Source organism: Kamptonema formosum PCC 6407, assembly GCF_000332155.1.
Classification (GTDB): Bacteria; Cyanobacteriota; Cyanobacteriia; order Cyanobacteriales; family Microcoleaceae; genus Kamptonema; species Kamptonema formosum.
The window spans coordinates 697,304-710,072 of record NZ_KB235903.1; the positions used below are offsets into that span (position 1 = coordinate 697,304).

The window sequence follows — 12,769 nt, forward strand, 5'->3', positions numbered from 1 at the left end:
TTTTATCTCTTCCTACTTGCGATCGCACAACAAGCGATCGCTCTTTTCCACCTCCACATTCGTCCGCAAATAGTCCCCCACGCGATCGCACCCATAACTCAATAAATCCAGACTCAGTATTTGCTGCACATTCCACAAAATCAGCGTATTATCCTCGCTGACGCTGGCGACAAACTTCCCATCCCCACTATAGGCCACTCCCCGAATCGCCGCACTGTGACCTCTGAGAGTCGTTAATTCCGTACCGTCAACCTTCCACAGCTTAAGTGTATTATCCACACTCCCAGAAGCGATCGTCTTACCATCAGGACTAAACGCTACCCCCCACACCGCAGCAGTATGACCTTCGAGAGTTCTCAATAACTGACCATCAACTGTCCAAAGCTTAACCGTATTGTCCCCACTACCAGAAGCCAGCATCTTACTATCAGGACTAAATGCTAATCTCCACACAGAGCTAGTGTGACCTTTGAGGGTTTTGTACAAGGTGCCATCAAGCCGCCATAGCTTAACTGTACCATCCCCACCTGCTGAAGCAATCAGCTTACCATCGGGGCTAAATACCACCTGCCAAATTGGAGCATGATGTTCCCTCAAAGTATGCAATAAAGTACCATCGCGCCGCCACAGCTTAAGCGTATTATCTTGACTTCCCGAAGCGATCGTTTGACCATCAGGACTAAAAGCAATACTAAAGACTGTCGCGCCATGACCTGCTAAAGTTGTCACCAAAGAGCCATTCCGATCCCAGATGTTCACAGTATTATCGTTTCTGGCAGAAGCAATTAACTGGCCATCTCTACTCAGTGCAACAGCATAAATCGCTGCGGTATCTCCCCTCAAAGTCCTGAGTAATTTACCTTCGCGACTCCAAAGCTTAGTAGTACCATCCTCGCTACCAGTAGCAATGATATTGTTATCAGCGCTAAGTGCGATCGCCCAAATCCCAGCTTTATGTGCAGTAATAGTCCTTTTTAATGGGTTTTGACTCTGCCACAGTCTGACAGCATTTTCTGCACCAGCCGAAGCAATAAACCTGCCATCGGGACTCCAAGCTATCCCCCAAATTCCGGCACTATGACCTCTAAATGTTGTCAATTCTGTGCCGTCAATATTCCAAAGTTTTACCGTTTTATCTCGACTTGCAGAAGCAATAATCTGACCATCTGGACTAAAAGCTATTGAGGATATTACAGCAGTATGACCTCGGAAAGTTTGTAATAAAGTACCATCAAGTTTCCATAACTTCACCGTTTGGTCTCCACTGCCCGAAGCTATAAGTTGACCATCTGGACTAAAAGCTACTGCGGATATTACAGTAGTATGACCTCGAAAAGTTCGTAGGGGCAGCGCCCCCGTGCCTGCCCCATCCCGCTTCCAAAGTTTCACCGTTTGGTCTCCACCTCCAGAAGCGATAAGTTGACCATCTGGACTAAACACTACTGAAGATACCCCACCAGTATGACCTTTAAGAGTTCGTAAGGGCAGTACCCCTGTGCCTGCCCCGTCGCGCTTCCAAAGCTTAACTGTATTATCCATACTGGCAGAGGCAACAGTTTGACCTTCAGGACTAAAAGCCACTCCCCACAACCCAGTATTATTAGTCTGGATGGTTTTAATCAAAGTACCATTTCGATGCCAAAGTTTAACAGTTCCATCGTCACTTGTAGAAGCAATAAACTTACCATCAGGGCTAAATTTAACCGCTCTAACAATTGCCTTATGGCCTTTGAGAGTAGCAATTTCTGTACCATCACTTCGCCAAATTTTGATTGTTTTATCGACACTTGAAGAGGCAATAAACTTACTGTCAGGACTGATATCTACTGCCATAGCAGCGGCTTTATGCCCCGATAAACGGTTATATTCATCATTCTCATAAACCGCTTGCCGTAATACATTAATAACTTGATGCTGAATATTGGTGTCTGCCTTACCTAGTTTTTGCAGTTTACGTTTAGCTTTAATCGCTTCTATCAGTGCATCCAATCGCCGATTCGAGGCAAACAATCCCTCAGAAGAAGATGCCAGCGCTTTAATTTCGCTAATTCTTGCTTCGCGTTCGCTAATAGCTGCTCGGTGATACTGAAAATAACTTGTTACTCCTAAACTGCTGGCAATTAGCAATGCAATACTAACTGCAAATAGCAATAATTTTTGCCGTTTAGCGGCTGTTTTTTCTTGAATTAATCGCTTATGTTCTTCTGCCAGTCGCGCTTCAACCTCCCTGGTACGTTCAGCCTCTAAAATCATTTGCACTTCTCGTCTGTCGAGTTCGGCACTAGCAGCTAAAAATTGATAGTCTAGATTGCTCAAGCTTTTTTCTTGCGCCCAGATTTGAGCATCTTTCAGAGCTTTTCCGCGCAATAATCGAGAATAATCTGTTTGTTGTGAAGCAATCCAAGCATCGAAGGTTTGGGAGTAGGGGCGGAGCTTTCCTAATTGTTTATCTACCCATTCCAGGTTAAAAACTTCTGCATAAATCCTGTTTCTTACCTGCAAATAACCATTATTTTTAACAACTAATCCCGATAATAATAGTTCGATTTGTTCGGGAGAGTCATCGGTTAATACCCCCCTCGATTCCTCGATCAAAGGTAAAGATATTTCATTCTCTTGTAGGGGCAATCCCCCTGTGGTTGCGCCTTTTGAGTTTGGGGCAGGCACGGGGGCACTGCCCCTACAATCCATTTGTTCAAAGTCCCAAAATGAAACAGATCCGTTGGGGGTTAAGGAGAGGTTGGATTGTAATATTTGTTGGTAGATTCCGAGTAATCTGCCTGCCCGTTGTTCGTTGCGAATAATCCGATCTTTTATGGTTTTCAAATGCTCCGGCTCATCCTGAGATTCCCACTTGTTAATGATATATTCTCGTACTAAACGATCTACCCAAAACTCCTCCGTTCCTACAGGAATTGTCACCAATTTTGTCGGCGTAGATTTAGTTGCTAGATATGCCAAATAACACAGTTTTTGCGTTAGAAATGGCTGACCAGCAGTCCAAGTCAATATCTCTTTAAGAATAGCTTGATAATTAGTGACTACACTTGCTAATCCTGCTGCTAATGGTTGGGCTTCCTGTAGTTCAAATCCTCGTAAATTTATGGCTCTACCAATATTAAACGGAGTCCGTTTTTTATCGGCAATTAAATCGCTGGGCGTGGCCACTCCAAAAATTGCAAACGTAATCCGATTATACTCTGGATTAATCGCTCGTTGATTATAGCAAAAGCGAATTAGGGCGAAGAAATCATCGACGGGGAAATCTAGACTGAGAATGCTGTCAATTTCATCAATAAATATAATGATTTGCTCTTGAGGAAATCTGACTAATAGAATATCTTCAATAAAATGACTCAATCTTTGCAGAAATGAGACATCTTCTTCAACTTGCCACCAGGTTTTTAAATTAACTTTTCCTAAGAGATTGAAGCCGCGCCATAGTTCCCCAATCGTGCCTTTATACCACTGTAAAGGAGTGATATTTTCGCTACCAATGCGGGTCATATCGATAGTGCTGCATTGGAAATTTTCGGCTTGCAGTCGGTGCAAAGTGCGGACTAAGAGGGAAGATTTGCCCATTTGCCGCGAGTTAAGCACGTAACAAAATTCGCCAGCTTTTAAAGCTTCATAGAGTTCTGAATCCGCTTGTCTGACTACGTAGGTAGGTGCATCGTTGGCGAGACTACCGCCGATTTGGTATTGATAATCTTGAATCATTTTGAGTTGATTTTTTTGATAATTTAGCGATCGCCTACTGCCTCCCTCAGAATGCCTGCCTTCTGTGCCTCGAAGAGTCAATCCGCGATCGCGCCACCACAAATTCTCCGCAAAGTACCGTTACACCTCCAAAATGTTACCGTTTTATCATCCTGCCTGTGGCGATCGTGTTACTGTCAGGGTTGAGATCGGCGATCGTGCGTTACCCTCACGGGACTGACTGCTAATCTATACACCCTTCTCTTATTCTGAGCAGTGGTTCTACTCAATAGCTCCATCAACTGCCTGCTCTACTAGGGTTTGCAGTCGATTTTCTAGTTTTGGGTTATTCCCACCTAGTTATTGCAGTTTGCGCTTAGCTTTGATGGTGACGATTATAGCCTCTAGTTTTCACTCTATGGTAAATAAGACTGCCAATCGAATTGCGAGCGCTACGGATAACTAGGAACTTGAGTTAATATATGCTTTAAACTCATCGAATAAATCTGTACGTTCATATCGCTCCCGGAGCTTAAATCAGTATGGTTCAAATCCTTGATTCCACATTGAGAGAAGGAGAACAAACTCCTGGAGTTTATTTTTCCCCTCGAACTAAGTTGTCCATCGCTCAACTTTTAGATAGAGTTGGTGTTGATATTATTGAAGCAGGCAATCCAGCAGTTAGCCCCGAAATTGCAACTTCTGTAAAGCGTATTGCCCATAGTGGATTGAATGCTAAAATCGGTGTCCATTCTCTTTGCCGTATCGATCATGTACAAAAAGCATTAGATTGTGAAATTGATTTTTTAGGCGTTTTTTTTAGCGTTTCACAGCAACGTTTAGAACGGGACTATCAAATTAGTTTACAAGCAGCGATCGATCGAATAGTCGAAGTCATCCTCTATGCCAGAGCGCAGAAACCAGACTTATTGATTCGCTATACGCCGGAAGACACTGTGCGCTCATCAATCGGAAATGTAATCGAGGCAGCAAGTGCAGCCGTCCAAGCCGGCTCTAATATTATTAGCATCGCTGATACAACGGGATATGCCACTCCCTTTCAAGCCGATCGCAGCTATTTCTACTATGTAAAAACTTTAAAGGAGGAGCTAGCTAAAAGACAAATGTATCCAAAAATTGAGGTTCATTGTCACAACGATCGAGGCTTAGCTTTGGCAAATGCCTTGGATGCCTATAGAGCCGGAGCAGATATCATTGATGTAACTGTTATGGGATTAGGAGAACGGACTGGGATTGTAGATTTGGCAGAATTATTTGTCAATTTGATGAATACAGATCGGACAGAATCCCGATGGAAACTCAATTATTTAAAGGACTTGTACGAGTTAGTCAGCGAACATTCTCATATCTCCATTTCGCCTCACTCGCCAGTTGTGGGTAAAAATGCCTTCGCTCATCATGCTGGAGTTCATGTAAAAGCGATTTCCCAAGATGAAGAGCTTTACCAAAGTCTGAACCCAGAGCTTTTTGGGTGCAAAAGTAATTTGGTTTTAGGGATGCAATCGGGACGTACTGCTGTTGAATTAGCCCTCAAACAAATTGGCAGACAAAACCTAGCGGCAAACTCTACTTTGATTGGTTATATCCTTAAGGAAATTAAAGAAGTTGCTAAACGAGGTACTCCAATTAATATCGAGAAAGAATTGCCAATAATTGTCAGCCAATGTATGGATTCACAGATGATAACTTAGATTGTTCGGCGATTGAAATCGCTACTACACAAACAAAGTCCGCCTACGCGGACTGAAGAATAAAGGGGTATTTAAGCTGGATTTGGTATTAGCTCAGATTCCCGACTAGCAAGCGGAAATCTAGCGATCTAAACCCTGGCACAAATCTCTATCTTCTTCCTTCACCTTCTAAATAAAGTTTTGGGAACTAAAATATTGGCGGTACAACTCGCAGCTCAAGGTACAGCGGTTATTTTCGATATGAATTAGCCCCATGCTATCTAACTTAGAAGCAACTATCGGATCTAATTCAACACCGCGATCGGACTTCACCACTTGTTTTAGTGCGATTGCTAGTTCTGGATATTCTTGCAATGTCACCCAAAGATTCCGCAAATAATCTTTATAAATTCCCGCCATTGTGGGAGCTTTTTCGAGTAGATACTCTAGCGTTAAAGTGTTTTGACAGAGATGGTAAAGAGCGAGCCGCACTAGATAAGGATGTCCCCCCACTATTGCCATCAGCCACTTGGCATCTGGGCTATCTGTCCAATCCAGTTCATGACGCTTTGCCAAAGCAAGTATCTGCTCTTCTGTAAAATAGGGTAATTGCAGCGGTAAACCAACATTAAAAGGCGATTCTGTGAGCTTTAAAGAAATATAGATTTCTGTGGAATGAAGGACGATTAACCGCAGTTTTTGCAGGCTTTCAACCCGTCTTGCTTCTTCGTGCCAGCTTCGCAGTAGTGGCAAAAATTCTCTGGCAATTTTCGGATACTCGAAAATGCGATTGACTTCATTTAATGCTAAGACAAGGGGGCTACCTATTTCTGCTAATATATATTGTTGTAAATAGATCGTACAACTTACTTTACTCCCCATATCTTCATCCCAATAATCATCTAACAGAGGTGGTAATTCTAGGTGACGACTGATGTTGGCACAAAACCACCGCAAAAATTTATCGAGGTTGTCTAAAACACTTTCCTCGGCTTGTTGAATATCTAAACTTACTGTTCGGTAGCCAAGAGAGGTAGCACGGTCTAAAATCCTTAATAGTAGAGAACTTTTACCCATCTTCCGGGGAGCTTTAATTCGGAGGACACTTCCAGGTTTAGCAATCTCTTTATACGCAAGTTCTTCAATTAGTGGATGATGAATATAAAATGGGGAACCGAGCGGTACTGGAGATCCGGGAAATTCTAAAGGCGTTACTCGGCATTTCCTACGGGTAAATTCCTGAATTAACTCTTCTTCCTCAGTCGTCAGAGAACGGGATTCTAGGGAGGAGCGAAAGTTTGATTTGCTAATTGGAATATCGGAAATTTCGGAGAGGGATTGCCACAAAGAGGAGGCAATATTTCTCAGATAATGCTCTCCATAATGAGAGACAGATGCTATACTTGCATAAGTTTTTCCTTCCCAAACTTGGCGGAGAATAATTTCTTGTACGGGATGTAAATCTTTTTGCAATCTGGCGCGAGTTAGCTGTAGCACATCATCTATGGTCATAACCTGCAATTAGCTCGTAAATATACTGTCTCCAGTTATTAGCTTAAATGGGAATGTAGAATTACTGAGAAGTCGGTTGGATTAACCACAGCCTTACCTAATAATCTGAGGCTAATAAGTTAATTTTTATTTCTCAACTTAGCTTATAACTAATTAGCTTGAGAAATAGTTACTGTGCGAGCAAGGTAATCGCTTCCAGTCTATCCCAGCCGCGAAAATCAGAACTTTGCACTCAAAGTTAAACATTTAAAAATAGTAACATTGTTTGAGAAAAGGATTTCGTCACAGTTGATTGAGTCCGAAGTTGAGAGCGATCGCAAGCCACACTAACTGCCTTATACATATTTTTTTTGTTTTGTCAATGTCTAAATTGCTAATCTTTTTTGAGAAAGGCTAGCACTTATCTGAAAGAAAGCTGCACTCAATTATGCTTGCTTAAACTTCAAAATGTCATATCGGTGTCACATCTGACTGTGAAGGCAAAACTCAAGAGGTGACAATTAAGAGCGTTAAACCTGAGTAAATTTAAGTTAATATAACTTTAATATTCTAACATTCCTGCATCTTACCGATCGCAAGTGTTAACTACAAAAACCAAACTCATTCATTTTTTAGTTCCATCAGGGTTGCGATCCTCAAGAAAAGCCCCTCTAAAAAATATTAGCAAATAACAGGCTTGAATTCAATGCAAATGGTTCATGGAATGTTTTCAAATTATTTCATTCCTCACGGTCATTGCTACCTCTGGAAACCAGGATTAGTAAGTCTTCACGTCCTGTCTGATGCTCTGATTGCCGCAGCTTATTTTTTGATTCCCCTCACGCTAATTTATATTGTAAAAAAGCGGAAAGACGTGCCTTTTGACTGGGTTTTCATGTTATTTGGCTCTTTTATTATCTGCTGCGGCATTACCCATATTATGGAAATATGGACGCTGTGGCATCCTAATTATTGGTTCTCTGGTTTTCTCAAAGCAATTACGGCGCTGATCTCGCTATGTACAGCAGCAGTCATCATAGAACTAATTCCCAAAATTTTGGCAATTCCAAGTCCCGCTCAATTGGCAGCGGCAAATCTGTCTTTACAAAATGAAATTGGAGAACGCAAACAAGCTCAGGAAGCACTTTCGCAATTGACCCTAGAATTGGAAAAACGGGTACAGGAAAGGACGATGGCTTTAGAACTTGCCAATCAACTTTTGCAGCGCGAAAATCTCGATCGATCCTTAGCTGAAGATTCATTGCGTTACTCTCAATCTAAACTTCTAGAAAAAACTGATCAGCTAGAAAACACTTTGCAACAACTCAAATCCACTCAAACTCAACTGGTGCAAACTGAAAAAATGTCTTCTTTGGGGCAAATGGTAGCTGGCATTGCTCATGAAATTAATAACCCTGTTAACTTTATTTATGGTAATCTCAATCCAGCTCAGGAATACATCCAAGAGATGTTGGGATTGATTGAGGTTTATCAAGCCTGTTATCCTCATCCGGCCCCAGAAATTCAAGATAAGATTAACGCAATTGAACTTAATTTTATCGTAGAAGACTTACAAAAAATATTTGCTTCTATCAAAATTGGAGCCGAGCGCATCAAGGAAATTGTTAAATCTTTACGCACATTTTCCCGGTTAGACGAAGCCGACATGAAAGAAGTAAATATCCATGAAGGTATCGACAGCACTTTAATGATTTTACAGCACCGCTTGAAAGAACAGCGAAATCGTCCTTCTATTCAAATCATTAAAGAATATGGAGATTTACCTCTAGTAGAATGTTACGCTGGACAACTAAACCAAGTATTTATGAACATTATTTCTAATGCTATTGATGCCTTGGAACAGCTAGCTCAGCACCAGCAGGAGTTATCATTCAAAGACCATTGCCAACAAAATTCCCCTGAAAACTTATCAGCACTTATTTGTTCAAGACTCACAATTCACATTCGCACGCTTTTAGTTAATAACAAGTGGGTGGAAATTCACATTACTGATAATGGTGTTGGCATAGCTTCTGACGCAATGTCTAAACTCTACGATCCATTTTATACCAGTAAGCCTATAGGTTATGGTACAGGTTTGGGATTAGCAATTTCTTATCAAATTATAAAAACGCATGAAGGCGAGCTACGCTGTATTTCAGAAGTGGGAAAAGGTACGGAGTTTATCATTAAAATTCCCTTAAAGTCACAAATCTACGAACAAGCAAACTGTTCAGAAAAAGTCTTGGTAAAGCAGTAATATTTGGAAGTTTTTGGGCTATTTAGGGTGGTGCATACTAATTAATACGGTTGTATAATGTAGTTATTGTCCGACTTGATATTATCTTTCAGGAAATATTTATGTGGCAAGTAGTCAAAAACATCTTCGATCCAACTCAGTATATACCGCACGGTCACTGCTATCTGTGGCAAACGCCTCTGGTTTGGCTGCACATAACTGGCGACTTTTTAATTGCGTTCGCCTACTTCTCAATTCCGGCGATGCTAATTTACTTTGTTTACAAGCGGCGCGACGTTCCTTTTTTAGCAATATTTGCTTTATTTGGTGCATTTATTATTCTCTGCGGCACGGGTCACTTATTAGAAATTTGGACATTGTGGCATTCTGCTTATTGGCTCTCCGGGATCGAGAAAGCAATTACTGCTCTAGTTTCCTGCTTTACTGCTGGACAGATGGTAACGCTTCTACCGCAGTTTTTATCTTTAAAAACTCCTCAAGAATTAGAAGCAATTAATATCAAATTACAGCGGGAAATTGTTGTGCGTGAAGATGCAGAATTAGCTTTGCGCTATGCTTACGAAAACTTAGAAAACAAAGTGCAAGAACGCACGGCAGAATTAAAAAGAACTAATGATTACTTAGAAGCAGAAATTAGAGAAAGAATTAATGCTGAATCTGCCTTAAGAGAAAGAGAGATCCGTTTAACAGAACAACAAATTGGCTTACTAGAACTAGCAAAAAGTGACCGCCTTTACGAAGGAAATATCGGCGATGCTTTCAAAGAAATTACTCAAATAGCAACTCGCACCTTGAATGTCGCTCGTGGTAGCGTTTGGCTTTACAAAGAAGATAAATCAGCGATGTGCTGTGCCGATCTTTACGAATTGACAGCTAACCAACATACCCAGAGTGGAGAACTAAGAGTTGTTGATTATCCTAACTATTTTCAAGCTGTAAATGCAGAGCAGTCGATCGTAACAGTTGATGCTAAAACCGATCCTCGTACTCAAGAGTTTACCGAATCTTATTTAATTCCATTGGGAATCTGCTCCATGTTAGATGTTTCTATTACCCATCAAGGACAAGTTGTAGGCGTAATTTGTTTAGAACATCAGGGGACACCAAGAAATTGGAAGATCGATGAACAAAACTTCGCTAGTTATTTGGCACAAATGGCAGCTTTAGCAATGGAATCTCGCGAGCGTAAGGAAGCTGAGAAAGAATTGCGATCTGTTACTGAGCGATTGCAACATTTATTAGCTGCGACTCCGGCAGTTATTTTTAGCTGTAAATTAGACGGAAATTATGACGTAACATTTGTCAGCGAAAACGTTGTTTCGTTAATTGGCTATGAAGCGCGAGAACTTGTTGATGGTTCCCTTGATTGGCATAGCCTCGTTCACCCAGAAGATCGAGAAATGGTCGCTACTGCCTACGAACAGCTATTAGAAAAAGAGTCGATCTCTTATGAATACCGGGAACAGCACAAAGATGGTAAATATCGGTGGATTTACGATGAGGTTAAGTTGGTCAAAGATGCTGCTGGCGTACCTGTGGAATGTGTTGGTTATGGGGTAGATATTACAGATCGCAAACACGCCGAAGCAGCTTTACAACAGCAACTAAAAAGGGAACGGCTTGTTAATTCCATTCAAGAGCGAATTCGCTCCTCTCTCAACTTAGAAGAAGTGATGACAATGGCTGTTGAAGAAGTGCGTAAGTTTCTGTCAACAGATCGCACAGTTATTTACCGCTTTAATCAAGATTGGAGCGGATTTATAGCCGTTGAGTCAGTAGCAACAGGTGTGATGCAGATTTTGGGAATTGATATTAACGATCCTTGCTTTCGGGAACGCTATATTTCTGTTTACCAACAAGGGCGTGTTCGAGCTATAGACAATATTTATACGGCTGATATTTCCGAATGCCACATTAATTTACTCAACCAGTTTGAAATTAAAGCCAACCTAGTTGTTCCAATTTTACAAGCGGAAAATTTATGGGGCTTACTCATTGCTCATCACTGTTCCAGCCAAAGACAATGGCACTCTTCTGAGATAGAATCTCTTAGACAAATTGCTGTACAGCTAGCAATAGCTATTCAGCAATGCACGCTATTTGAACAAGCCAAAACTGAAATTGCCGAGCGTAAATTGGCAGAGCAAGCCTTACGAAAAGCTGTCATAGCTGCTGATGCAGCCAACCTTGCTAAAAGTGAATTCCTCTCTTCTATGAGCCATGAATTGCGTACTCCCCTGAATGCAATTCTGGGATTTAGCCAAGTGATGGTGCGCGATTCATCTCTAAAAAATGAACATCAGCAACACCTACAAATTATCAATCGTGCGGGCGAACATTTACTTTCGCTAATTAATGATATTTTGGAAATGTCCAAAATTGAAGCCGGCAAAAGTCAGCTTAATGAAGCCAGTTTTAATTTAATCCGCCTACTAGGAACTTTAGAAGAGATATTCCGATTGAAAGCTGAATCTAAAAAATTGCAGCTAATTTTTGATCTGAGTAAAGAAGTACCGCAATTTGTTAAGGGAGATGAGGGAAAATTGCGCCAAGTTTTGATTAATCTTGTAGGAAATGCGATCAAATTCACAGAGACTGGTAGCGTTACCTTGCGAGTGAAACTGAAGTCTGAAAATGAGATATCCTCCCTTGCTCTTCCTCTGCAATTTGAAATAGAAGATACAGGGCCAGGCATTGCAGCAGAAGAAATGAATAAGCTATTTGCACCCTTTGAGCAAACAAAAACTGGTCAGAAATCTCAACAGGGAACGGGGTTAGGTTTACCAATTAGTCGCAAATTTGTACAAATGATGGGAGGCGATATTAGCGTTACCAGTACGGTTGGGTTGGGTAGTAAATTTGCTTTTGATATTCAACTGGATCTGGCAGATCCGATCGGTGTTCAACTGCTTAAACCACAACGCAAAGTAATTGGTTTAGAACCTAATCAACCAGAATACCGCATCTTGGTGGTGGACGATCGCGCAGATAACTGTTTAGTCATAGATAGATTATTGTCACCACTAGGTCTACTCGTGCGCGAAGCTAGAAATGGTGAAGAAGCTATTGCTATATGGGCGGATTGGCAACCGCACTTAATCTGGATGGATATGCAGATGCCGGTGATGAATGGCTATGAAACTACAAAAAAAATTAAAGCTCATCCTCTCGGAAAACAAACCATCATTGTCGCTCTGACTGCCAGCGCTTTTGAAGAGGAAAGAAAAACCATTTTAGCCGCTGGGTGTGATGATTTTATGCGTAAGCCATTCCAGGTAGATATATTATTTAGTAAAATGGAAGAACTTTTAGGAGTGCGCTACATTTACGAAGAACCTATTCCTGTAAAACTCAACACGGAAACGGAGAGTGAAATAATTTCCAACAATCAATCTGTAGAATTGCAACTATCCCAAATGCCTCCAGAGTGGGTGGAAAAAATTTATGATGCAGCTAATGAATGTTGTGACGACAAAATTCTCCAGTTAAGTGAGGAAATACCTGTAGAATTTTCCTCGGCAGCACAATCTATAACTGCTTTAGCCAAGGATTTCCTATTTGATGAAATTATTGAGTTAGCGAAATTGGCACTCAGCATACAGACGGAATCAGACCCCGTGAGTTAATA

General features: G+C 41.3%; 5 protein-coding genes. 3 read left to right on the top strand and 2 right to left on the bottom strand.

Annotated features, from left to right (window positions below; translation table 11 throughout):
* Nucleotides 1-12 precede the first annotated feature (12 nt).
* Complete coding sequence (locus OSCIL6407_RS0108140; RefSeq protein WP_007356506.1) at nt 13-3,720, bottom strand: WD40 domain-containing protein; 3,708 nt, start codon at nt 3,718-3,720, stop codon at nt 13-15.
* 521 nt (nt 3,721-4,241) lie between these two features.
* On the opposite strand from OSCIL6407_RS0108140, the gene OSCIL6407_RS0108145 reads away from it, so the two are divergent.
* Entirely contained in the window at nt 4,242-5,411 is a 1,170-nt protein-coding gene (locus OSCIL6407_RS0108145; RefSeq protein ID WP_007356505.1) for a LeuA family protein, read from the top strand.
* 168 nt (nt 5,412-5,579) lie between these two features.
* Here OSCIL6407_RS0108145 and OSCIL6407_RS0108150 read toward each other — a convergent pair whose 3' ends face one another.
* Nucleotides 5,580-6,902 (bottom strand): AAA-like domain-containing protein, encoded by a 1,323-nt coding sequence (locus OSCIL6407_RS0108150; RefSeq protein WP_007356504.1) that lies wholly within the window; start codon nt 6,900-6,902, stop codon nt 5,580-5,582.
* 685 nt (nt 6,903-7,587) lie between these two features.
* Between OSCIL6407_RS0108150 and OSCIL6407_RS0108155 the strand changes: the two genes are divergently transcribed.
* Nucleotides 7,588-9,141 (top strand): sensor histidine kinase, encoded by a 1,554-nt coding sequence (locus OSCIL6407_RS0108155; protein WP_007356503.1) that lies wholly within the window; start codon nt 7,588-7,590, stop codon nt 9,139-9,141.
* Between the two features lie 101 nt (nt 9,142-9,242).
* Nucleotides 9,243-12,767 (top strand): GAF domain-containing protein, encoded by a 3,525-nt coding sequence (locus OSCIL6407_RS0108160; protein WP_007356502.1) that lies wholly within the window; start codon nt 9,243-9,245, stop codon nt 12,765-12,767.
* The last annotated feature ends 2 nt before the right edge of the window (nt 12,768-12,769 follow it).

Excerpts from the sequence above, each read along its gene's own strand:
- OSCIL6407_RS0108140 (WP_007356506.1), bottom strand. The coding sequence starts at position 3,720 with ATGATTCAAGATTATCAATACCAAATCGGCGGTAGTCTCGCCAACGAT.
- OSCIL6407_RS0108155 (WP_007356503.1), top strand. The coding sequence starts at position 7,588 with ATGCAAATGGTTCATGGAATGTTTTCAAATTATTTCATTCCTCACGGT.
- OSCIL6407_RS0108160 (WP_007356502.1), top strand. The coding sequence starts at position 9,243 with ATGTGGCAAGTAGTCAAAAACATCTTCGATCCAACTCAGTATATACCG.
- OSCIL6407_RS0108145 (WP_007356505.1), top strand. The coding sequence starts at position 4,242 with ATGGTTCAAATCCTTGATTCCACATTGAGAGAAGGAGAACAAACTCCT.
- OSCIL6407_RS0108150 (WP_007356504.1), bottom strand. The coding sequence starts at position 6,902 with ATGACCATAGATGATGTGCTACAGCTAACTCGCGCCAGATTGCAAAAA.